Annotated in this window: 17 protein-coding genes and 1 tRNA gene; 3 read left to right on the forward strand and 15 right to left on the reverse strand. The window is 57.6% G+C overall.

Annotation, left to right across the window (positions count from 1 at the left end; all coding sequences use genetic code 11):
• Nucleotides 1-325: 325 nt before the first annotated feature.
• The 6 genes from VM163_08585 to VM163_08610 all read right to left on the reverse strand — a co-directional run bounded on the left by VM163_08585 (nt 326) and on the right by VM163_08610 (nt 6,349).
• Nucleotides 326-1,285 (reverse strand): bifunctional riboflavin kinase/FAD synthetase, encoded by a 960-nt coding sequence (locus VM163_08585; protein ID HUT03930.1) that lies wholly within the window; start codon nt 1,283-1,285, stop codon nt 326-328.
• Between the two features lies 1 nt (nt 1,286).
• Nucleotides 1,287-2,474, reverse strand: a complete 1,188-nt coding sequence (locus tag VM163_08590) for a VanZ family protein (protein ID HUT03931.1) — start codon at nt 2,472-2,474, stop codon at nt 1,287-1,289.
• A gap of 123 nt (nt 2,475-2,597) precedes the next feature.
• On the reverse strand, nt 2,598-3,428 hold the full coding sequence (gene nadC, locus VM163_08595; protein ID HUT03932.1) for a carboxylating nicotinate-nucleotide diphosphorylase: 831 nt from the start codon (nt 3,426-3,428) through the stop codon (nt 2,598-2,600).
• The gene (locus VM163_08600) at nt 3,415-4,164 is read right to left on the reverse strand and encodes a competence/damage-inducible protein A (GenBank protein HUT03933.1); all 750 of its coding nucleotides are present in this window, start codon (nt 4,162-4,164) and stop codon (nt 3,415-3,417) included. Before VM163_08600 ends, nadC begins: the two co-directional genes overlap by 14 nt.
• Complete coding sequence (locus tag VM163_08605) at nt 4,161-5,504, reverse strand: ABC transporter ATP-binding protein (GenBank protein ID HUT03934.1); 1,344 nt, start codon at nt 5,502-5,504, stop codon at nt 4,161-4,163. The genes VM163_08600 and VM163_08605 overlap by 4 nt, the downstream gene beginning before the upstream one ends.
• The gene (locus VM163_08610; GenBank protein ID HUT03935.1) at nt 5,504-6,349 is read right to left on the reverse strand and encodes an ABC transporter permease; all 846 of its coding nucleotides are present in this window, start codon (nt 6,347-6,349) and stop codon (nt 5,504-5,506) included. Before VM163_08610 ends, VM163_08605 begins: the two co-directional genes overlap by 1 nt.
• Before the next feature lie 371 nt (nt 6,350-6,720).
• Here VM163_08610 and VM163_08615 point away from each other — a divergent pair, with 371 nt between their 5' ends.
• Genes VM163_08615 through VM163_08625 form a run of 3 tightly spaced genes read left to right on the forward strand, consistent with a single transcriptional unit; the run spans nt 6,721 to nt 10,811 of the window.
• A complete protein-coding gene (locus tag VM163_08615) occupies nt 6,721-8,523 on the forward strand; it encodes an O-antigen ligase family protein (protein HUT03936.1) in 1,803 nt (600 codons plus the stop codon).
• Nucleotides 8,524-8,567: 44 nt separating this feature from the next.
• Nucleotides 8,568-10,124, forward strand: a complete 1,557-nt coding sequence (locus VM163_08620; GenBank protein HUT03937.1) for a tetratricopeptide repeat protein — start codon at nt 8,568-8,570, stop codon at nt 10,122-10,124.
• Nucleotides 10,125-10,154: 30 nt separating this feature from the next.
• Nucleotides 10,155-10,811, forward strand: coding sequence for an MBL fold metallo-hydrolase (locus VM163_08625; protein ID HUT03938.1), 657 nt, complete (start codon nt 10,155-10,157; stop codon nt 10,809-10,811).
• Nucleotides 10,812-10,965: 154 nt separating this feature from the next.
• Here the strand turns inward: VM163_08625 and VM163_08630 are convergent, their stop codons facing one another.
• The 9 genes from VM163_08630 to VM163_08670 form a co-directional block, all read right to left on the reverse strand.
• Nucleotides 10,966-12,918, reverse strand: a complete 1,953-nt coding sequence (locus tag VM163_08630; protein HUT03939.1) for a right-handed parallel beta-helix repeat-containing protein — start codon at nt 12,916-12,918, stop codon at nt 10,966-10,968.
• Nucleotides 12,919-13,006: 88 nt separating this feature from the next.
• On the reverse strand, nt 13,007-14,050 hold the full coding sequence (locus VM163_08635) for a CapA family protein (GenBank protein HUT03940.1): 1,044 nt from the start codon (nt 14,048-14,050) through the stop codon (nt 13,007-13,009).
• The gene (locus VM163_08640; protein HUT03941.1) at nt 14,047-15,723 is read right to left on the reverse strand and encodes a radical SAM protein; all 1,677 of its coding nucleotides are present in this window, start codon (nt 15,721-15,723) and stop codon (nt 14,047-14,049) included. Before VM163_08640 ends, VM163_08635 begins: the two co-directional genes overlap by 4 nt.
• Nucleotides 15,724-15,854: 131 nt before the next feature.
• Nucleotides 15,855-17,966, reverse strand: coding sequence for a methyltransferase domain-containing protein (locus tag VM163_08645; protein HUT03942.1), 2,112 nt, complete (start codon nt 17,964-17,966; stop codon nt 15,855-15,857).
• A 448-nt stretch (nt 17,967-18,414) separates the two neighbouring features.
• Entirely contained in the window at nt 18,415-20,478 is a 2,064-nt protein-coding gene (locus tag VM163_08650) for a glycosyltransferase family 39 protein (protein HUT03943.1), read from the reverse strand.
• On the reverse strand, nt 20,475-21,806 hold the full coding sequence (locus VM163_08655) for a folylpolyglutamate synthase/dihydrofolate synthase family protein (protein ID HUT03944.1): 1,332 nt from the start codon (nt 21,804-21,806) through the stop codon (nt 20,475-20,477). Before VM163_08655 ends, VM163_08650 begins: the two co-directional genes overlap by 4 nt.
• A gap of 175 nt (nt 21,807-21,981) precedes the next feature.
• Nucleotides 21,982-22,056 (reverse strand) — tRNA-Ala (locus tag VM163_08660).
• 64 nt (nt 22,057-22,120) lie between these two features.
• On the reverse strand, nt 22,121-22,300 hold the full coding sequence (locus VM163_08665) for a DUF4177 domain-containing protein (GenBank protein HUT03945.1): 180 nt from the start codon (nt 22,298-22,300) through the stop codon (nt 22,121-22,123).
• A 41-nt stretch (nt 22,301-22,341) separates the two neighbouring features.
• Nucleotides 22,342-22,551: DegT/DnrJ/EryC1/StrS family aminotransferase (locus VM163_08670; protein ID HUT03946.1), on the reverse strand; the 210-nt coding region annotated here is incomplete at its 5' end.

Genomic DNA, 22,551 nt, shown 5'->3' on the forward strand with positions numbered 1-22,551 from the left:
GCCGTTTATGAGCGGGATGCTTCCGTCTGGGACGATGATGCCGACTGTGTTGGTGCTCATATACGAGTTCCCAGAGGACTTCGCGACTGGGCAATACACCTGGATGACGGCGATATTCGAGCAGGGCACTTTCAACATGATCACCGACATCTCGAGCGCCTCGTTCACATTTATGTAGTCTCGGCGGAGCGCCTTCGCTCCCTTACGCTGTAAATTGTGCCTTCGTAGGGGCGATTCACGAATCGCCCTGGTCTAGTCCGATCGGGGCACCGTAACGGCGAAGGGCGGTTCGTGAACCGCCCCTACATGGCTGCGCTGTGGGCACCTACGGGAGCGGAGACACTCCGCCCGGGGCTTTGTGCATGAGGCGGAAGAAATCACGGGCGAAGTCGATGTCGTAACATATCTGCCTTATGAGTTCTTCCCTTGAGGCGAACCGGTGCTCTGGCCTTATTCTGCTTAGAAAGGCTGTTTTGACGACCTCCCCGTAGAGGTCAGCTCTGTGATCGATTATATGGCTCTCGACCGATGTGGCTTCCGAGAAGAACGTGGGGTGATGTCCGATGTTCGTCACGGAGTTGAGGATTCGTCCACCGATTTGAGACTGTGTTATGTACACTCCGTTCTGAGGCAGAAGCACCTCAACGCCGATGATATTGGCGGTTGGGAAGCCTAGTCCAAGGCCTCTGCCGGCGCATTTAGTAACAGTGCCCGTTATCGAATAGGGACGACCGAGCAGCCTGTTGGCCAGGCCGATGTCCCCGTTGAGGAGGCACTCCCTTATCTTGGTGCTGCTCACGACGACCCCATCTATCTGCTGAGGTGGGACTCGAAGGATTTCTATGGCAAATTCGGCGCCGACCTTTTTTAGAAAACGGACGTTGCCCTCTTTGTCGCGACCTAAGGTGTAGCCGGGGCCGATGACGAGGGCTGCTATGTGCAGGCGTTCGTGAAGGATTCTTGTTACGAAATCTCGCGCGCTTGTCTTGGCCAGGGAGTGGTCGAACTTCAACCTAAAGAGCATCTTGATGCCGCTTTGGGCAATCAGAGCTGCTCTGTCCTTGAGCGTGGTTAGGAGCTTGATGTCAGGATTCTCAAGAAGCACCTTGAGAGGATGAGGGACAAAAGTGATTGCCCCAGGCAGGGCGCCCAACCTGTTAGCCGTCTCGACTACGGCGCGCAGCAGACCTTGGTGGCCGATGTGCACGCCGTCGAAGTTGCCGATTGTAACCACGAGCGGGTCGGCCTGTTTTGGCCAGCGTTCTATTATCTCGAATATCTGCATGTTATCCCCTCTGCCACTTGGAGACTATGCCCAAAACGAGCAGGACGGTGCAAGCGGCGAACGACACAGCAAGGACATGCCACCGCCTCCAGCCGCGGAAAACCAGGTCATAGTGGTAGCTGACGAAATGGGAGATGTTGTAGTCTCCGAACTCCTTTCGCATACGCTCCGCTGTCCAGCCGGCCCACTCGCCCAGATCAGCGAACGGGGCGTAATATATGCGCCGTATCCTCTCCTCGCAGAAGGCTTCCCAGTGCCGGACCTGTCGCTCGAGCTTGTCCCGCTCCGCTAGGTGCCTAAAAGCCTCGGTCTCGTAGAAATCCTCCGGCGCCCAGAACCCCCTTATCCTGGCCGAGGCCAGCGACCCGCCTGGGGGCAGCCGTGGGCCAAGTCTCGCATTCTTGCTTCGATTGAGTAGCTCTTCTTTGGGATAGAGCGAGTAAAACACACCGCACCGTGCGTCCTCGATCCTGTAGCCAATGTGAAAACTCAGGATGAACGCTGCGCTTCCGATTACAGCAAGACCCATCAGGGAGAGGACCAGCGCTTTGTGGTCATGTGCGGACCTTGCCGAGAGCACGCGAGGCGAGAAGATGAGCCATACGGCGAGCAGGGCAAGTGCGGCGACGATGGCGTTGATTTGGACGTCCCGTAGCTCGCCCACGCGGCGCGCTATGTAGCCCTGGATTGCCTCATCGCCGAGGCCAACCAGGCACATCACAAGGAACGCCACGATGTAGCTAGCACGGCCTTTGATGGAGGTTGCGACTGCCTTGAGGACAAGCAGAGTTACGAGGGTGAACTGGAACAGGTGCACGAACTCGATAATCCGCACACCCTGGGCGGGATTCGTTGCGATCGCCTCGGAGAGGCCGAAGTAGTATAGCGCGACGCAGATGGCGACCTGGGCAGCTTTTTTGAGGACTAGCCTGACGACTGAAAACTGCCGGTCGGCAGCCGCTCGGTTTGAGCGCGCCCTTTTGAGCTCAAGCCAAACTCCGGAAATGAGCAGTGCCGCCCCCAGGAGCGCTATTGTTGCCCTAAAGATGATGTCGAAGTAGTCCTGAAGTTGGCTCCTGAGCAGGACCTGCATCTCCCTGACGTAGGGGACTGAGGCATAGAGCGAAAGCACGGACGCTGCGGCCACGCACCACCACAGCCATGCTCGGTCTCGCGGCGTTGGCGTCATAAATGGAATCCTCTCACAGGGATGTTATTGCCGCTAAACGGTGCTCTCGGGCGCTTCGAGACTGCCCGAGGTTTGCCTCTTCACGGGCGACTTGCGAGATACAGGATAACGATCAGGCATGAGCTAGGGCCGCACGAAATCTACCGAGATATCGCAGGCCGGCGCCGAGTGGGTCAGGCACCCCACCGATATGAGGTCAACACCTGTCTTTGCTACCTCAAGGACGTTATCAAGCGAGATGCCGCCCGAGGCCTCAACCACCGCACGGCCATCGACTAGCTTGACCGCGGCGGCAATCATATCAGGTGGCATGTTGTCCAACATCACCACATCCGCACCCGCCCCGAGCGCCTCCCGGACTCCGTCCAAGGTCTCAACTTCTACCTCGATCTTGAGCAGGTGATGCGCCCCGCGCCTCGCTAGTTGGATGGCCTGAGAGATGGAGCCAACGGCGGCGATGTGGTTGTCCTTGATGAGCACGCCATCTGCGAGCGACATCCTGTGATTGGCGCCGCCGCCGTCAACGACGGCCTGTTTCTGAAGCGCTCTGATGCCGGGCAGCGTTTTTCTTGTATCGACGATCTTGGCGGACGTGCCCTTGATGGCGTTGCAGAAGTTTTGGGTGAGCGTCGCGACGCCACAGAGTTGCTGAAGCAGGTTTAGAGCGACCCTCTCGCCGGCCAGAATACTCCTTGCAGGGCCTAGAACGTTGGCGATGACATCACCGGCCAGAACCTCGGCCCCGTCGTCAACCTTCAATTGGGCAGAGACAGCCGGGTCAATCATCTCAAAGACTCGCAAGGCCGCCGAGGACCCTGAAACAACTAGCCTCTGCCGCGCGGTTATCCTCGCCTTGACGCGAAGTGTGGGTGGAACGACGGCCTTGCTTGTTACGTCGTTGAGGCTCGCGTCCTCCTCGAGCGCGAGCGCTATTATCTTGTCAACTGGATTCATGGATATGTTTGCTCCTCTGTAATTGGCCAAGCTGTGCTTCGAGCTGGCCTGCGACTTCCTCAACCGCATCGCTGTCAAAGCCCGACACGACTATCGTAACCGTCCACCGGCCGTCGTCGTGCAGCGTCGGGTAGGAACCGACTGAGACGCCGGGACGGTCGGCCAGCGAATACAGGATGTGTGCGAACTCTGACTCGGGAAGATTCGCGGGAATCTCTCTCTCATAGACCACACACTTCTCTAGCAGCGGGACAATTTGCTCGAACAACACTCGCACTAGCTGGGGCACGCCCGGGAATACAAAGACGTTCTCAAGCCTGAAACCGGGCGCTGCCAAGGTTAGGTTTGGTATTAGCTGTGAGCCTTCCGGAAGCCGCGCCATCTCAAGCTTGTACTCGTTGATTGCCCCCTCGCACCGCTCCCTTATGGCCCGCTCAGCCTCTCGGTCGGGGACGAGCTTTCGAGCAAATGCTGTGGCCATCGCCTGCCTGGTAACATCGTCAGGAGTGGGACCTATCCCACCCGCAACAACCACGTAGTCATGTCTCGGCGCCAAGCTCTGAACCGCGCGAACTATCTCCTCCTCAACGTCCGGAATCGTAACGATACTCTTGACGCAGATACCCATTTGATAAAACCGCCTCGCAATCCAGTGCGAGTTGGTGTCCGCTGTCCGACCGCAGAGTATCTCGTTCCCAACGATTATGATCGAGGCGCTCTTGCCCTCGGAGGTCATTTGCTGGGCTCATCCGGCGTTGGAACGTCAACTATCCACTCATGTTCAGGCCTGAAAAGACCCATCTCTGGCCGGTCTGACCTGACCGCGAACGTGAAGAGACGGTTGAGATAGTCGTATGGGTGGTCGTTTTCTGCGTGAGCGGCGACATCGAGATAGTATGATGCAGAGAGGAGCGAAAGAGAATTAAGTTTCATGGCAATCTTGCCCTTCCCATCGACACTCTCAACGCTGACGCCATCAATCATGGTGTTTGTCCCGTAGCACCACACCCCATCCGTCCTGAATATGCCGATGCCGAAGACGGGCCTGTCTATCCGCTTTCGCGACTCGAATGCGATCTCGATGAAGACGGTCTCGCCGCAGGCAAAGACGTACCGCTCTTCGCCATCCTGATTTCGCATCACGACGGAGGTTATCTCAATCTCGCGCGTGCCCCACCTCTTCGCCGGCTGCACTGGCTTTGCTGGGGCAACCGCCTTGTAGGGGAGCTTCTCGCCCGGCGGCGCCGTTCGTCTCTCACTCTTGGTGGCGGCCATCGTCTCGAGGCTCATCTTGTGCTGCTCGGCATAACGCTTCAGCTCGCCGTGGGTTACCTCCTGCATATACTTGCCTATGACATGCTCAGCCTCCCCGTACTCCATCAACGCCCCATGGTGCAACCACGCAACCTCCTCGCACAGGCGCCTTATCGCGCCCAAATCGTGCGAAACCATTACGATCGTCTTGCCTCGGCGCTTGTAGTCGTAGAGTTTCTCGTAGCACTTCTGTGCAAATACCGCATCGCCCACCGCAAGGACCTCGTCTATCAGCAGTATGTCGGGGTCCACGTTGACCGCAATCGAGAACCCAAGCCGCATGAACATCCCGCTGGAATATGTCTTGACGGGATAGTCGATGAACTCCTCAAGCTCGGCGAACCGGACTATCTCGTCGAATCGCTCACGTATTTGGCGTTTGGGCAGGCCCAGGATGGCGCCGTTGATATAGATGTTCTCCCGGCCGCTTATCTCGGGGTGGAAGCCCGCACCGACCTCAAGGAGCGTCGAGACTTTCCCAGAGACGACGACCGAGCCGCTGGTGGGTTTTGTTATGCCCGCAATCACGCGGAGCAGAGTGCTCTTGCCCGAGGCGTTCAGGCCGATTATGCCGGCCGTTACGCCTGGGGCAACCGACAAGGAGACATCCTTGAGGGCGACAATGAACTTGGTCGTTGCGGGCATCTTGGGCCTCCGCCACAGGTCTCGCACCATTGCTCCCTTGAGAGTCTTAAGCTGCCTCAGCCGCGCGAATCGCCTGAATAGCTTGGACACATGCGTTAGCTCAACGGCAGGTTGCATCACACCTCCTCGGCAAACGAATCGCGGAACTTGTCAAACACAAGATAGCCGAGATAGAGCACAACAATCGCAGCGCCCAGCATCGCCATTAGCAGCGTGAAACTAGGCGCGATTCGGCATAGGAATATCTTGTGATGAGCGACTATCAAGTAGGCTACCGGATTGTAATCAACCGCTAGATGCTTAAGGATCGCGGGAATCTTGGTCGAGCTCAGCTGCGTCACCGGGTAGATAATCGGCGAGCCGAAGAACCACAGCGTCGTCAGGTTGAGCACGATGTGCTGGATATCCCTCAGGTGAACCGTGAGCGCGGAGAGGCCGAGCGCAAGGCCGTAAGTGAATACAAGCTGGATGATCATTACGAGGATGAATGATGCGACGAGCCAGGCGGGGTTTGAGGGGGCAGAATCGGCTAGTGCAGAGCCCAGAATCTGTTCCGGTTTTGGGGCGCCATAGATCACCACGAAAGGGATGAGTACGGCGAGACTCAACAGGTAGTGAACGAGATTCGTAAATACGGAGACAAGCGGCAGGACCTCGGCGGGAAACATGACCTTCTTGATGAGGTTGCCTCCCGAGACGATCGACAGTGTCGCATCGTTAATGGAGCTGGAGAACCATATCCAGGGCAGAAGCCCCGAGAGTAGGAACGACGCGTATTTCGGCATTCCAAATCGCAAGAAGACCATGAAGACGGTCGCATAGACGGCCATGAGAAGGAGGGGATTTATGAAGGACCATAGCAATCCAAGCAGGGAGCTTCGATACCTTGCCTTCAGCTCCCTCGACACGAGAGCCTGGACGAGCGCCCTGTGCCTGTAAATGCTCACGATGCTGTCTATCATTCCTGTGCTTCCCCAATGAGGCTCATATACTTAATCGGCGATTGTATAGTGCTCGAATTGCCCGGCAGTGTAAAGCAGGCGAACGCAAGGTCGCGGGGTATGCCACATGTAGGGGCAGGCCTTGTGTCTGCCCGAGTATATAGATGGGCGGAGACAAGCCCCGCCCCTACACAACCTCAGACCCGACTTATTGGACAGCCTCCTTAAATTGAGGCGCTGGTTTGACGAGGCGGACAGACTGTTGCTAGATAAGGGGTATTGTCGTAGCGTTACGTCATACAAAAACCCTTTCGGGGATGGGCACACTGCGTAACGCATTGTGAGCTTTTTTTGGATGTGGACTTAGTGGTCAAGGCGAGAGCTGTGAGGAGATGAAGGAAGAGCGAGCTGCGAGCGATGTTTCGGCGGTCGGTCAGTTCTGCGACCGATTGATATTCGCATTGTTCACGTCGATGCTATGTGTTACGCCTTTTGTGTACCACAAGCACATGGACGCAAGCGTCGCCTTCCGTCAGCCCAAGGAGACCGCATTGCAGGTCCTTGGCATCCTCATCATAGGGACCTGGCTCGTCAAGTTCATCGAGGCGGGCAAGTTCCCCATTTTGCGCCGGCCGTCAGGTGCGGGAGGCTGGTTGGGGGTCCTGAAGCGTTTCCCCGTGGCGGCCCCGATGGCCATGCTAGTGATAGCCTGTTTGCTATCGCTCATAAACGTGGCGAGCTACTTCTACTTCTGGGACACGATGCTCTCGGTCCTCGTGGGCATCTCAACTTGCCTCATTCTTTATGACGTGCTCAAGAACAACTACAGGCGCATTTTGGCCTGCCTCGGACTCATTGCGATAGCGGCCAGCTTCATGGGCGGATATTGCATGCTTCAGTATTACAACCTCGATCCACTCTTCGTGCCAAGAAAAGCGGAGTACGCCGGCAGGACAGTTTCCTCGGGGTTCATCGACAACCCGAACACGGTGTCCGGGTATCTCGTGGCCGCCCTGCCCATCCTGCTCGGCATATTCTTCTTCGCCCGGCGCAAGGAGGTAAGAATCTATGGCTTAGTTGGGGCGGTGGCGCTTTTTGGCGGCCTGTTATCAGCCTGCACCAGGGGAGCCCTCATCGCTGGAGTGTTCGCGGTTGCCATTTTCCTGGGCCTAATGTTCTGGGCAAGCAGATTCTCCCGGGCCGAGAAGCGCATCATCATGATCGGCACTGTTATCATCATCGCGTTCATCGCATCTTACACCGCGATCAACCCCTTCATCTACAACAGAATCGCCAACCTCAAGAGCGTTCTCAGCCTCAGAACTAACACGAGATACGTGGAATGGGCTTCGGGCAAGAGAATGGTCTCCGACCACTTTCTTGTCGGCCTGGGGCTTGGCAACTTCAAGTACTACTACCTCGAGTATCGCGGTGATGCGGCCCGGGAGACCGAGTTCATCGGGCGCTGGGAGAAGGCCAATCAGGCCCACAACGAATACGTGCAGGTGGCCTCGGAGCTCGGCTTTCTCGGCCTATTTGCGATGTTCTGGCTCATCGGCTCGTTCACCTGGTTTGTGGTCCGCGAGCTGATCAAATCCAAGAAACTGATGCGGGAGCTGGACGAGGCGCAGGGCCTCATTGAGCAGCGCCGTGTCGCCCTACTCATCGGTTTCCTGTGTTCCTTTCTGGCGTTAGCGGGGCACTGCGCGTTCATGTTCCCACTGCACATCGTGCCATCGGCCGTGATTGGGATATTCGTCATTGCGATGGCAGTCGCGGTGGCTCGGACGCCGAGGTCCTCGTTCGATGTGAGCGCCTCGTCGGTCAAGGGAGGCCTGTTCAATGAGACTGACTACGGTCCATTCGTGTCCGGAGTGTTCGTTCTGGGCGGCCTGCTCGCCATACCAGTCCTCTGGTCCGAGCCGCCCCGCATCAACATGACCTACGGCGAGGCTCTTCCCTGGGCCATCGGCGCGTGCCTGGTCATCCTGGCGTCGTTCAGACGAAATGGGACGGTCAGTTGGCTTCGGGCCATTCCCGCGGCCGGTGCGATGGTTGTGGCGGAGGCGTTTCTGGCTAAAACGGACAGCGTCCCGGCCCTGACGGCGTTTGCCGTCTTCGCATTGTTTGCCCTGATGGTCTGCGGCTACGTGGGGATAGGTATTGGGAGACTCATTAGGCAGGAGGGGTCGTAGGTGGCCCGAGCAGAGATATTTGTCCCGAGGGAGAGGAAGCGACGGTGAAAAGGCTCGTCCAGGCAGCGGCAATAGTGCTGACGTTATGGCTTTGCCAAACGGCCATGCGTCCATTTCTAACGCAGGTGAATCTCGAGTGGGGCAAGCGCAATATGAATCAGGCCGTCAAAATGGCCGAGGCGGCCAGCAAGCGAAAAAAGCCTCTGACGATGGCTTTGACGGTTCTTCGACGGGCTGAGAAGTTTTTCGTGACAGCCAAGAGGGTAACGCTCGGCGACGGACAGGTTTGGCTATACCTCGCGCACGTTAGCAGCCTACAGGAGAAGCTCGACAAGGACCTGTCCAAAAGCACGCGAAACGGACTGCGCCAGAAGGTCATAGACGTCGTTGACCAGGCCGAGCATTTCTACATGGACAACAACATGCTGCTGCGCAGGGCGTTGGCCCACGCTGGTCTGGGGGACACGACGATGGCGATACAGGGCCTTGAGGAAGCCCTTGTTTACTACAGCACGTGGTCGCAAGCGATCAGGCCGCTCGTGCAGATGTACATGCAAGACCTGATGAGAACAAGCAGGGGCGATCCGAAGCGGATTCTCAGACAGATGGAGCGGCTAGTTGCCCGGTTTCCAAAGGAGCGCGACGCTGTGATCTATTTGGGCAGGGTGTATTTGGACCAGCGCCGACCGCAGGAGGCTCGGGCGTGTTTCAAACAGGCAGAGGCCAGACACTGGGGCGACATCACTCTCGGCAGGCTAGTAGCCCAATCGTATATGCAGGAGGGCAACTATCGAAGGGCGGTCTGGGAGCTGTGCCGTGTCCTGCATATATCCCAAGCCACGGAAAGCAAGGACCTGGTCCCAGTCACTAGAACGATAAACTCGCTGCTCAAACAAGACCCCAAAAACGCCGACGCGCACTTCATCATGGGCAGGGCGCAGCAGAAGAACATGGCCGACTTCAACGCGGCGAGGCGCGAGTATCTCGCAGCATATCAGCTCCAAAAAACTCACTTTGAGACAATCAGGAGGCTGGCTGAGGTGTGCGAGGTGCTTGGAAACAAGCCGGAATCTGCCCAATGGCGGGCTGCTGGGCAGAAAATCCTTGCACACACCAAGAGTATCCAGCTCGTCTCTCCGTCAGGCAAGACAAGGGAGTCGCACTGCCTCGTCGTTGCCGATGCCAATCAGCTCTCACCCCTGCTCGGCAAAATCGTGAATGACAAGGCCTCGACAGCTGGCAAGGCGGTCTTCCTGGGCAAGGCCAGCGGCCGCAGGGTCCCGATTAGGCTGAGATGCCCACCGCTTCCGGCCGGCGACTACGAGCTCAGCGTCAGGATGAGTGCTTTGGACTTGCCCGAGGGTCACAACACCATGCTTGCAAGAATCCGGACCGAAGGCGACAGTATCCGGCGTTCCGGTACGAAGAAGAGCGCGCGGCGGTCGGTATATGCCAGGGATTTCAAACGTGCGAACGAGTATCGGGACTTCACAATAAAATTCTATCATCCGGGGCTCGTCGATTTCGAGATACTAATTGAGTATATGGCTGCCTGCGACCTTTACGTGGACCGGACCGCAGTCGGCATTGTAGAGCATTGATGTCTGAGACTTATTCGCGGAAGGAAAGAAATGAAGATCAAATGGCTTGGCCACTCTGCATTCTCCATTACGGCGAGCGACGGGACAGCGATACTCACTGACCCCTACCGGCCGGGCGCATTCGGCGGCGCGATGAAGTATGCGCCCATTCGCGAGCGCTTCGACGTCGTAACCGTCAGCCACAAGCACGCTGACCACGATGGAGTTGATGGTCTAGCGGGCAACCCAACGGTTGTGGACACGGTTGGGCACTGCGAGGCGCAAGGCGTGCCGATAGATGGGATAGCGACTTTTCATGACAAGAGCGGCGGGTCGCAGCGAGGCAGCAACATAGTCTTCTGTATGAACGTCGATGGCTTGAGGGTCTGCCACCTGGGCGATCTGGGCCATATCCTAGACGATGCGATTTGCGCTGCGCTTGGCGACGTCGATGTGCTTCTGACGCCAGTCGGCGGGACGTTCACGATCGACGCAAACGAGGCGTGGCAGCTGATTGAGAAGATCAGGCCGAGGGTTGTCATCCCGATGCACTTCAAGACCCCCAAGATCGGCTTCGAGCTCGCGTCAATTGACAAGTTCACGGCCGGGAAGCCCGACGTTGTTCAGGCCGGCTCTTCCGAGGTTGAATTAACGCGGGAGACTCTGCCCCCGAAGCTCCAGGTCATCGTCCTCGAACACGCCCTTTGAGCCGAAAAATCAGATTGGATGCCGGGGAGCGAGATGCTGGGAGGGTGTGCAATAGCCCTCTGTCCTCCCCGAAAGGGGATACCATGGGTAGCCGCAGGCGCAGCCTGACGGTTTAGGGAGAACAAGAATCCCCTCCCTCCCCTGCCGTTGCGTTTCACGCACGGCTACCGACGGCAATCCCTTTCAGGGATTCGGACGCGGAGGATCGCTCGCGAATAGTAAATGGGAATAAGCTCGGCTCGCCGATAAACTCTAATTGGCCTGGCTCGGTCAGCGCAGCGGCAAACAGATAACTTCCGGGGCTCTGTGGGACAGTCGTCCGGATGACCTCGGACGGCCCGAAATGAAGCCCGGTCGGCAGCACCACGTTCGAGGCCCAGGGATGTATGCCTATTGTGAGGCCGCTGCTGGTTAGCGAGACTACCGTCCCGTTTGGCAGGACGAACGCCACATAGACGTCAACCGGGAAATCGGCGCCCGGGTTATGCACCTCGATGAACCCGACAAGGAGATCGCCCGGAGCAAACTCGCCTGGGTAGTTGACCGAGGATTCGATATATGGGTTCTGTTGCGGCGTGGGTGGGTAGTGGTAACCCATATCAACGATGCCCGCGTCCGGGACGCCATTCGTGCTCGTCGTGAACTCGTCGAGGCCGAGGCTTTCTGCCGTGTCGCTCCCGGCATCGATGCATGGGCTGTCCGCAGCCTGCCCCGCCGCTGCGCAAGAAAGATAGTAATCGCCCAGGGGGCCTGTGACGAACAAGGGATCATCCGAGATGTTGCCCTCGCCGCCGCTTGCCCAGTCCTGAATACAACAATGCGTTATTAGACCCTGGCAGCGGTGCAGCTCTCGGCCCTGTTCTGCCTCATTGCCCCAAACGATACAGTTGCTGATTGGCCCGCCGCAATAAAACAGCCCGCCGCCCCAGGCAGCCGAGTTGCCGCTGATCGTGCAGTTTGTGATCGGCCCGGCGCAACCGTACAACCCGCCGCCGTACCCATAGTCGCCGGTTGCCGAGTTGGCGCTGATCGTGCAGTTTGTGATCCCCCCAGCGCAACGGTACAATCCACCGCCGTACCCATAGTCGCCGGTTGCCGAGTTTCCGGCGATCGCGCAATTGCTGATCGGCCCGTCGCAATAGACCAGCCCACCGCCGCCATATTCAGCCGAGTTGCCACTGATCGTGCAGTTTGTGATCGGGCCGTCGCAGTAGACCAGCCCGCCGCCGCCCGCACACTCGCCGGTCGCCGAGTTGCCACTGATCGTGCAGTTTGTGATCGTCGCGTTGCACCAATAGAGGCCACCGCCCCTGGCCTCCCTCCCGGTTGCCGAGTTCCTGCCCACCGTGCATTTACTGATCGTCCCGTTGCAGCCCCAAAGCCCACCGCCCCAAGTTGCCGAGTTGCCGCTGATCGTGCAATTGCTGATCGTCCCGTCGCAGTAGATCAACCCGCCGCCCCAAGTTGCCGAGTTGCCGCTGATCGTGCAGTTTCTGATCGTCCCACCGCACAAGCAAAGGCCGCCGCCCCAGTCAGCCCCGTTGGCGGTGATCGTGCAGTTTCTGATCGTCCCGTTGTAGCCGTAAAGCCCGCCGCCGCCGTTGTAAGCCCGGTTACCGGTGATCGCGCAGTTCGTGATCCCGGCACACGCCCAAACTGGCGGATGGGACCACGGGTCCCCGCCTAGTATGCCTCCGCCGTAATTTGACTTACCGTTGGTAATGGTAAAGCCGGACAACAGGCACTTATCGTCTTCTGTGCCACGAAACGTAACTACGCTGTCGTTCTGGCCGCCGTCAATGATGGTTGAGGCGACGGTCTCTTCGTCCTCCGGATCGAGTGAACGCAGCGTTATGTTCTTGCCGTCGAAGTGGATGTTTTCATAGTAAGTCCCCGTATGCACGACTAACTCGTCTCCATCGACCGCCGCATCGATCGCCGCCTGGATGGTCCCGAAATCCGCGCTCCCACCCTGTTTGACCTGATACGTTGCACCAAAGCCCGGCGTGGGCAGAAGGGCAGCGCAGCAGAGCAAGAGACCGAGGATCAGTGTCCCAGTATTCCGAGGGCCTTCAAGCGTTTGAAAAACTGTGCGCCTTCGATTCACTTCTCTCCTCCCTCATCGCGTTGCGCTAAAGGAACCGAATAGCTACTCATGTATTCATGAGCATATCATAGCCTCACAATCCGTCAAATCACTTCAGCGGTTCTATGTATCCCTCTATGATACTCGGCAGGTCCCCGAACTCCTTGCTGATCTTGAAGAGATGCTCGAGAACGTAGTGCCCGTGGATGCGATGTGGCTGCGAGAGATCGACTATCTGGACAGGGATCAGGTCCACCCGTCGAATCTTCTTGCCGACAATCGTTGCCCTGGCAAGCAGGCCTATTGACCATGAATATTTGGGCATGGGGAAGACCAGGTTGCCCAGGCTGTAAAGGACCGGCCTGCCGCTGTCCACGGCGACCGGCTGGATGACGTGCGGATGGTTGCCCACCACCATGTCGGCGCCTGCATCAAGAGCGGTCTTGACGAGCTGTCTCTGCCGTTGAGAAGGCGTAGCGCGGTCTTGGCCGCCGAAATGAAGGTTGACGAAGACCAGGTCCGCCTGCCTCTTGGCATCAGCAATTGCCGAGCGCATTTCATCAGGGTGCGCCCAGGCGCACCCCGGTCGAGAAGCGCCTGCCTCATAAGACGTTGGATAAACATCGCAAAATGCAAGGAAGGCGATCTTGGTCTGCCGGACCTCGACGACTAGGGGGCTATATGCCGCCCGGCGATTCACTCCTGCGCCCACTAGCCGTATGCCCAGGCCTCGAAGATTCTGTATCGTATCAACCACGCCGCCTTTGTAATCGCCAATGTGGTTGTTTGCGAGCAACGCCACGTCGATTGCCCCCGCGACAAGCGCCTTGCCGGCCGAGGGTTTGGCCTTCAGATAGACCGGCTCCTTCAGCCCGGGCGGAGTCGGCTTGGGGACTCTCCTCTCCGAATTGGTCAGTGGTGTCTCGAGGTTGACCACCGCGATATCCGCCTGCGACAGCAATTCACGAATCTCGCCAAAAACGTAGCCATCGCCGTACCTCTCTATCTGCCTGGCAACCTCGCCGCAGAGCGCGACATCGCCGCCAAAAACTACTGTAACAGCCTCCGTGCCAGCGCGCCCGCGACCTGAGAGACCCATCGCCAGCCAGAGCGCCAACAACATGGAGACCAAGAGCGGGCGCCTATTCTTCACCGACTGTCTGCCTCTTTTGTCTGAGCCCGATAGGACTCGAGGCGACGCCAAAGCTCGTCTAGGGGGACGCCGGACGCGATGTGTGCCCAGGGCAGAATCTCATCGCGAGACCTCGTTCGCAGCGCGAAGAACTCAGGGTTCACGTCGATCATCTCTCGCGACCTCTGCCAGTTGAAATTGGTCTCTGCCAAGCTGGATACCAGCTTCGAGATGCGCCTGTCCCCACGAGAGAGAACGCCTTGCACGAACGCCCACTTGGGCACATCCGCGTGAACCGAGACGCCCCGTGTGCCTGAAAGCCCCGTTTCTATCACCTTGATGCGACGCGCAAGCTCCGACGGAGGGAGCATGGCCTCCCATTGAAACGGCGTGTGAGCCTTCGGCACAAACGACGAAACTGACACATTGATAAAAACGTCGCGCTTGCCCAAAGACCGCTTGCGGAGACCGTGCTTCATCTGCTTCACGAGCGATACTATCTTCTCAACGTCCTTTAGCGATTCTCCCGGCAGACCCACAATGAAGTAGAGTTTCAGCGTCTCAAAACCGGCGGAGGCAATCTGCGTGGCGAGGTCGATCAATGCCTCGTCCGTGATTGGCTTTCCAAGCGCGGCTCGCAGGCCCGCGTCGCCCGTCTCGGGAGCGATTGTTATCGTCCGTTGCCCGCCACGCGTCAGCAGACTCAAAAGCTGCGGGCTGATGCTGTCCGCCCTGAGCGAAGAGACGGTAACGCCCATGCCCATGCTGAGCACGCCCTCAACAATCGATAAGAGCTCGGGGTGCTCCGCGACCGCCGACCCAAGCAGCCCCACACGCTGCCTGTGCCTCTTGATCTCAGCCACCTGGCTAAGAATCTGCTCTACACTAAGGAACCGCACCGGCCGATTGCAGAACGAGACCATGCAGAATGCACACGCCCGCGGACAGCCCCTCACTGCCTCGACAACTCCCAGATCGCCAAACTCTGTCTCCTCGCTGAAGACCACGGTATGGGCTGGCACGAGCTCCCCTTTAGGCGTCCAGCGCCTCGCCACCTGGGCACTGCCATTCAGAGAGCGGACCGCCGAAACGGTCCCGTCTGTGCCATATTCTGGCTCAAAGAGGCCCGGAATGTAAACGCCAGGTATCTCCGCAAGACGAGCTATCTGGTCTTGCCGATCGAGCCTCGCCTGTCTCGCATCAAACACCGCCCTCGCCAACTCCTGCACAGCTTGCTCGCCATCGCCAATTACGAAAGCATCGACGAACGAGGCGAGCGGCTCAGGATTGGCGCTTACCGCACAGCCGCCGGCCAGCACGAGCGGGTCCCTGAGCCATCTCTCATCCCGTCTGGGCTTGAGCCCGGCGAGCTTCAAAAACCGGACTAGGTTGGGGTAATCGTTCTCGAAGGGCACAGCGAAAGCTATGACGTCAAATCGCGAAGGCATGTCCCCGCTCTCTAGCGAACGCGGCGGCGGCACCTTTCTGCCCACGGCCCGAAGAACTCCCTCCGGCAAGAACGAGCGCTCGCAGCGAACGTAATCGAGCGAGTTCAGCGCGGCGTAGATCGCATGAAAGCCCAGGTTGGACATCCCAACAAAATAACTGTTTGGAAAGACCAACAGCACGTTCAGCTTGCCGCCGGGGTCCTTGTGAATGGCTCCAACCTCGCTTGGCGCTCGCTCCCGCCTCATCGCACTACCTCAGCCCCTCGCAATGTGTGGGAACAAAAAAGGCTGCCTGGCCCTGGATGTAGGGGCGGTTCACGAACCGCCCGACCTCAGCGCCGCAATATATTGTGGGCGATTCGTGAATCGCCCCTACACTAAACTTTCCTACCAACAACCGCGTAATCCTGATAGCCAAACAAGAAGTCATCGAGCTTCCTGAAGTTCCCCTCTACCACGCCTTCAAAGGCAGCGTCTGAATCCGCCGTAGATTCAGCCGCCGAAACGGCAAGCCGCTCACCCGGCGCCACGGGAGCCAGACGCTCCACCTCCCGAAGCTCAACGTCCGTGAGAGAGAACCCGAACTGCAAGAGCCTGGGATGAATAGGGAACAGATGAGACGGGTCGAGCAGGAAATTGTTTACCAAGGCGTAGATCGAGCGAGGGTCTATCGTCTCTATCACGACAACGCCGCCCGGAGCAAGCTTCTGGGCCATCAGCTTACACAGCCTCAAGACCTGACCCGCTCTGAAGTGCTCCACGACCTGGGCGCAGAAGATGCCATCAAGTGAGTTGTCATCGGCCGCCTCGAGAAAGGCAACCAAGTCCGCGTGTCTTACGTCAAGGCCCTTCGAGCTGCACACGCGAACCATCTCCGGATTCGAGTCCACTCCAATGGCCTCGACGCCTCGTTCTTTAAGAAGTTCCAGGAACTCTCCCCGCCCGCAGCCCAGGTCCAAAACACCCCTGCAACCCTCGAAATGCCTCAAATAGTGCTCTTGCCGCGACTTGAGAGCGGCGCTTTCACCCCTGAAACGCTCCTCGAAAATGAGATACTCGTCCTCCGTCAGCCCGGGTTCCGCCCGAGCGGCGTCCGGACCCTCCTGAAATGGAACGAGCGTCTGCGTGGGACGAGATTCCTCTAGCTTCCGCTTTACGAAGAAAACCTGATGGTCTATCTCCTTCTCGTGCTGAACAAGCTCAACAAGCTGTGAGGCGTGCTGCTCCTGCGTCTTCTGGAGGTTGCCCGTCCAGACCTCTAGCTGTTGCCTGCCCTCAGCTAGACTCGAAAGCCAATCGTTGTGCTCCTTTGTCGTGCCTTGAAGGTTGGCCAGCCAGTCCGCATGGCCGTTGACCTGAGAGCCGACATCCGAAAGCCACTCCCCATGCCCTTTGACGTCAGAGGTCATGTTCTCTAGCCACTGCTTGGATGAATCAATCTCCTTGTCAAGGTTACTGAGCCATTCCTCGGACCTCGCCAGGCCCTCCTCAGACTTAGTAAGTCTCTCCTCAGAGTTGGTCGCCCTTGCCTCGAGATTCGACATCCACTCCGATGCCTCATTTGCCCTGATCTCAGAATGCTCGATACGGGAATCGATCGCCTCTAATTGAAGAGAAAAAAACGAGTGCGTGTCCTGGACTGACTTGGACGTCGAGGCAATCTCGCCCACGAGCTGCTCAAGACGCCGCTCATCCTCCTCAAACCGCTCATCAACTGCCCGAACCGCGGCTTCAACCTCGTCCAGCCGATGCCCGTTCTCTTCAGCTTGCTGGCGAAGCACCTCCTCTGCCCCATCGAGCCTCTTCTCACATGCACCAAGTCGCTGCTCAGTCTTCTCGTTCAACGCCGTGGCGAGCTCGCTGGAACCATCTATCACATCGTTCAGGAGAGAAACGATCAGCGAACTGAACTCCCGCTGCTGTTTGAACGCATCGGACAGGGAAGAGACCGCGTCCGACATCGCACTGACGCAGGCAATCACGTCCCGGTTGAAATCCTGTTGGAGGCGAGCCTTCTGCTCCAGCTCATTCCCTCGCGAAAGGAGCGACCTTATCTGCCCTGCGTTCTCAGCGATGATGGAGGTGCTCAGCGCGTTGAAAGCCTCCTGTTGTCCGAAAAGCCCGTCGGTGTAGGTCTTCACCGCATACCTTATCGTCCTCAACCCAAGCCGCTTTGGAAGACCCGTCACGCCGGGCCTCGTTTCGGCAAGGTAGTCGTGCTTGATGCTCTCCCGGCCACTGGCCTGAGCGAGCAAGTCCTCCATCCTGTCGCCAAACTCCACGTCCTCACGCCTCGAGGAGGCGCTTGCTCCTTGCATCTCATCTTGAGCGCTCTTGAGCGTCTCCTTTCCCGATTGGAGTGCCTTAGCTGGCCCCGTCGATCGGCTCTCCTCCTCTGTAAATACTGCGTTCAAACGCTCAAGTCGCGCATCCTTCAATCGCGAAACATAGCGAGCGAAAGGGTCATTTGCGACATTGCTATCAATCATCTCATTGATCCTCTTCTTGTCCTGATTGCCGATATGGCGTTATCATTTTCAGGGCCATTATACCGGTTCTGAGCCGGATTATTGCACAATGTCTTCTGGCCCGACAACGCGCCCGCTGATGCAAGCGACCAACAGGCACGATCGCCAACCGGAGGCCTGGCGCAGCAAGTGCTTTTGGAACGGTTAGCCCGTTTCAAGGCGAGGGACATTCCGAGATGAATGTGAGCCGGGGGGGCGCCCCGAAAAATCAGATTGACCGGGGGGGCGCCCGCCTTTTTGGGAGTGCGATGGGTTGACAAAAAGAGCGTTCTGGGGCATACTCAGCCATAGTGAACGGGACTTGAAAACCGTCTATGCTGTCTGATTGTGTTTTGGGGAAAGCCCCGGTAGTGTAGGCTTTGAAAGAATAGCTGCGGTGCCCGACAACGCTATCCAGCCTGAACCGGGGCTAACCCCTTTCGTGAGTCGGCGCCTTGCTGAAATAAACCGACACGTCTTTCAAGGCAATCCTCGCCCGAAGCGGCGGGAAATGGATGCGTATTCTGGTTACATCATCGGCCGTAACCCAGCTGAAGTCCTTCCCGAGCTCTGCCTCATACTTGCGAAAGCCACTATCGCTCTTGACTATGACTGTCCGCGACCGCTGGCTGGACCACTCCGGGTCAGTCTTGCTTACCCACTCCACCCACACGGGGAACTCCCTGGGGCCCAAAGCGGTATCGATGCTGACCCTGAATGAAAACCTATCCAGCCTCTCGGTGCTGAGCTCGCGGCGCGGCGAGACCACGAACGTCGGGCAATCTGAGGCCACGAAAACCAAACTGTCGTTCTGAAGCCCCGCCCTCACGGGCAGACCACCCGCTCCGGTTACAGTCCAACCAAAGAGCGACTGCTCGAACATCCAGCCGTAGTAATCGCCCGGCAGCCGGCCAGGCAAGGACCGAACGGCATCTCGTGTCCTTAACTTCCCCAAGATGTCGTTCCGAAGCCGGACCTTCCCCGTGAGATCGTCCAAGAAATAGGTCCGCTCGTCAACGTGGAGGGCCTCCATGTCCAACGCGGCCGCGTCGAAAAGAATCAGCCTCTCGTCCTGGAGGTGCATTGGAATGGGCCAGAGCTTCAATGACAGGTCGTTCGTCTTGACTCGCAGGATTGCCTCTATCGCTGGGTCGAAATCGACCCTACCTCGGCTCTCGATCATGCTCGGCGTAACAAGGTATAGCTTGGCGCCTTTCGGCATGGGGGAAACGAGCTTGATAGTGTCGTCAGAGGCCTTGTAGGCGAAGTCTATCCTCCTCTTGCTCACCGCTATCTGCGAATAGACTGCCGAAGTTGAGAAAACCGCTGCCAGGCAGACGAGAACAACGAGAACAGCCGCCGCTACTCTTCGCCTCAAAAGGCTCTCAAGCAGCCACCAAAGCGACGCGAGAACACCTATCGAGAACCAAGCCGACGACAGATACATGTAAAGAGGCGTTATCGACGGTAAGGCGATCACAGGAAGCATTACCACGCCGGTCATCACAATCGCGAATTTGATGCGTCTGCCCGTCCCAAACAGCAGGGGCGCAAAAATGGCGGCGAGCAGCGAATATCGCACGAGCCTCGAGCGAGAAACAACGCCGAACAGATGGTTGAGGCCCGATATGGCGCCCGTGATGTTGTGCCGACTAAGCATGAGGGCCGCCGGCCGTTCGGCGTTATCGTCGAAAGCGAAGCCCGGATAGCCACCGATTCCGTGGAAGATAGCGATTCTAAACAGGATGTATCCGACGAGGATGGCGAAGAAAAGGGCGTGCCTCTTGAACAGCCGCAGCGCCACAGGAAGTTTCAAAGGGTTCTCCAGGCCAGTCATCAAGTCATAGAGCAAAAACGCGGCCGGCAGCGTCATGGCCATCTCCTTAGACATGAGCGCCAGCACCATGAAGACGGCGCACAGAGTGTAGTATGCGCGCGACCGGCCTCGAGCGGTTTCATCAACATGCCTGGCAAAAAAGAGAACCGACAACGCATAAAACAGCGTGCAGAGGATATCCGATCGCTGCAACATGACAACCTGCGTGAGCGAGTGTGTCGGGTTGACGGTGAACAGCAGGGCAGCCGTAAGGGAGGTCAGGAGCTTGCCCCGAGATAGCTGCCATGCCAGTGCTAAGACCGCGATGGAACAGGCGACCTGAAGTAGGAGATTGGTTATATGATAGCATGTGGATTTCACCCCACACAACGCATAGTCAAGCGCCATGAGAGACGCTGTCAGCGGTCGATATACGCCTCCTACCTCCTTGGGTTCTCTTCCAAGCTTATAGACGAACTCGCCCGGCAGTATCCCGAAACCGTTGCCATAGAATGCTTGAGGAACAAGATTCTCGCCCGTGAAAAAGATGTAATTGACATAGACCTGGAGGTCCTCAGCGCCAAGCGGAATTGAAGCCGTCCAGCCAAAAACGGCCAAAACAAATGCAGCGACGATCGCTGCACAGACCCAGAATCTTGACGAGTAACTCGGCTTCACCCAAACTTCCTTGCTGATTTTGCCAAAAAAGGCCGCAGCTCGCCCGCCAAATATACCGAGCCGGTGACGCACAACAAGTCTTCTCGGCCTATCATCGAAAGCCCCGCATGCGCAGCATCCGATGCCTTATCGAAGACCTCGAGCTGGGCTCCCAGTCCACGCAGGTCATCGGCAAGCACATCCGGAGGCATCGCTCGCTTGGTATCAGCTCTCGTCACGAGAAACTTGTCAAAGTATTGTGTCAGAATGGCCGAAAGCACTCTAGCGTCCTTGTTACTCGAGACGCCGATGATTGCGATCTTCTCCCTGGGGACAAAGAGCTCCTGTAACGTGTTTACGAGCGCCTCCGCCGACTCTAAGTTGTGGGCACAATCCACAACTATGAACGGGTTCTCCCTGAGCAGCTCAACGCGGCCCATTAGCCGGACCTCGGCAAGTCCTCGAGCAATGCTTGCAGCATTTATCGACGCGAACTTGCTCGACAAGAGCTTCGCGGCAGCGACAGCGCAACATGCGTTCTGAAGCTGATGCGCACCGAGAAGCGGCAGCCTTATGTCTTGGAGTTTCAGGTCATTGCCCTCAAATGAGACGGTCCGGGCGAGGCCTGTGCCCGAAGACGTGGACCTGAACTCGCGCGTCGCCTCAACAATCGGGCAGCCCTTCGCGCTCGCAACGTTCAGAATGACGGCGAGTGATTCTGGCTCCTGATGCGCTACCACGACTGGGATAGTGTTCTTGATTATTCCCGCCTTCTCAGCCGCTATGGCCGAAAGCATCCCGCCCAGCACGTCAGTGTGGTCGTAACCTATTCGCGTTATTATCGAAAGCACCGGACCGACTACGTTGGTTGCATCAAGCCTCCCCCCAAGGCCTGTCTCTAACACTGCTATGTGAACGTGCTCTTGTGCGAAATGCAGAAGGGCCGCCGCAGTCAGAAGCTCGAACGTGGTTCGATACGACCGGCTACTGATGCCGAGGCGGGCGTGGACTGGCTTGATGGTTGAGAGAATCTGTGCAAACGCACCCTTCGATATCCAGTCGCCATCGACCTGAATACGCTCACGAACGTCCAGAAGATGCGGAGATGTGAAGAGCCCAACTTTGAGTCCCGACGCCCTGAGCACCGAAGCTAGCATCCCACATGTCGATCCCTTGCCCTTTGTGCCTGCGACATGCACCACCGCGAACTCCTTCTGTGGGTCCGACAGCGAAGCAAGGAGCTCAGAGAACGCCTCGAGGTCCAGCGCCCTCGTGTTGTAGGTGAACTGCCCCGTGCGCTCGAAATCGACAAAGCTATAAATATAATCGAGAGATTCCTGGAAGTTCATCTGAGAAGCTATGAGTGTTCTTAAAAGACTCTTGGGAATTCATCTGAGAAGCTATACATCTGTTTGAGAGACTCTTGAAGGTCGTCTGAAACGGTTGCCGGGGCGAGATTACGAAGAGGCTGCGCGAGGTAACGATAAACGGTCGGGTCCAGGGAGCAGAAACAAAGTCAAAGAATGGTGGAGCTGGCGGGATTCGAACCCGCGACCCTTTGTCTGCCAGACAAATGCGCTCCCACTGCGCCACAGCCCCACGGTTCGCCGGCCATGTATTCTCTCACAAAGACTCAATCGGGGGTCCCCAGAGAAGTTGGACCTCATACCTTTCTGTTCTGTTTCTCTCTGATAAACACGATATTGATCGCATTCACGCTGCTTGTTACTGTATGGACTTCCCAGCCCTCTGCTACATGGTCATTTATCTCCTGTGTCGCAGTCCTGGCCATCTTTCGACTGCTCAGCTCCGAAGAGCAAGATACAACCTCATATTCCTTCATTCAGTTCCCTCCCTCGCGGCGCCCATTTGAATAGATCCTGGCTAGGCCACATTCAAGGCCTTCTTAACGCTCGACACTATATGCTCAAGCTCCTTTACTCTTAACGTGTGATAAACCGGCAAGTGAAGCATGTTGGCAACAGCCAAGCTCGCTTTAGGACACTCGGTTCGATAATCCCTGAACATGTCAAGGTCTGCGCACGCGCTCATGTAACCGGTCGCAGTATCAACCCCCATTCTGAGCAGTTCCCG

This window comes from bacterium, assembly GCA_035527515.1.
GTDB lineage: Bacteria > B130-G9 > B130-G9 > B130-G9 > B130-G9 > B130-G9.

Excerpts from the sequence above, each read along its gene's own strand:
- VM163_08585 (HUT03930.1), bottom strand. The coding sequence starts at position 1,285 with ATGCAGATATTCGAGATAATAGAACGCTGGCCAAAACAGGCCGACCCG.
- VM163_08590 (HUT03931.1), bottom strand. The coding sequence starts at position 2,474 with ATGACGCCAACGCCGCGAGACCGAGCATGGCTGTGGTGGTGCGTGGCC.
- nadC (HUT03932.1), bottom strand. The coding sequence starts at position 3,428 with ATGAATCCAGTTGACAAGATAATAGCGCTCGCGCTCGAGGAGGACGCG.
- VM163_08600 (HUT03933.1), bottom strand. The coding sequence starts at position 4,164 with ATGACCTCCGAGGGCAAGAGCGCCTCGATCATAATCGTTGGGAACGAG.
- VM163_08605 (HUT03934.1), bottom strand. The coding sequence starts at position 5,504 with ATGCAACCTGCCGTTGAGCTAACGCATGTGTCCAAGCTATTCAGGCGA.
- VM163_08610 (HUT03935.1), bottom strand. The coding sequence starts at position 6,349 with ATGATAGACAGCATCGTGAGCATTTACAGGCACAGGGCGCTCGTCCAG.
- VM163_08615 (HUT03936.1), top strand. The coding sequence starts at position 6,721 with ATGAAGGAAGAGCGAGCTGCGAGCGATGTTTCGGCGGTCGGTCAGTTC.
- VM163_08625 (HUT03938.1), top strand. The coding sequence starts at position 10,155 with ATGAAGATCAAATGGCTTGGCCACTCTGCATTCTCCATTACGGCGAGC.
- VM163_08640 (HUT03941.1), bottom strand. The coding sequence starts at position 15,723 with ATGAGGCGGGAGCGAGCGCCAAGCGAGGTTGGAGCCATTCACAAGGAC.
- VM163_08645 (HUT03942.1), bottom strand. The coding sequence starts at position 17,966 with ATGATTGATAGCAATGTCGCAAATGACCCTTTCGCTCGCTATGTTTCG.
- VM163_08655 (HUT03944.1), bottom strand. The coding sequence starts at position 21,806 with ATGAACTTCCAGGAATCTCTCGATTATATTTATAGCTTTGTCGATTTC.
- VM163_08665 (HUT03945.1), bottom strand. The coding sequence starts at position 22,300 with ATGAAGGAATATGAGGTTGTATCTTGCTCTTCGGAGCTGAGCAGTCGA.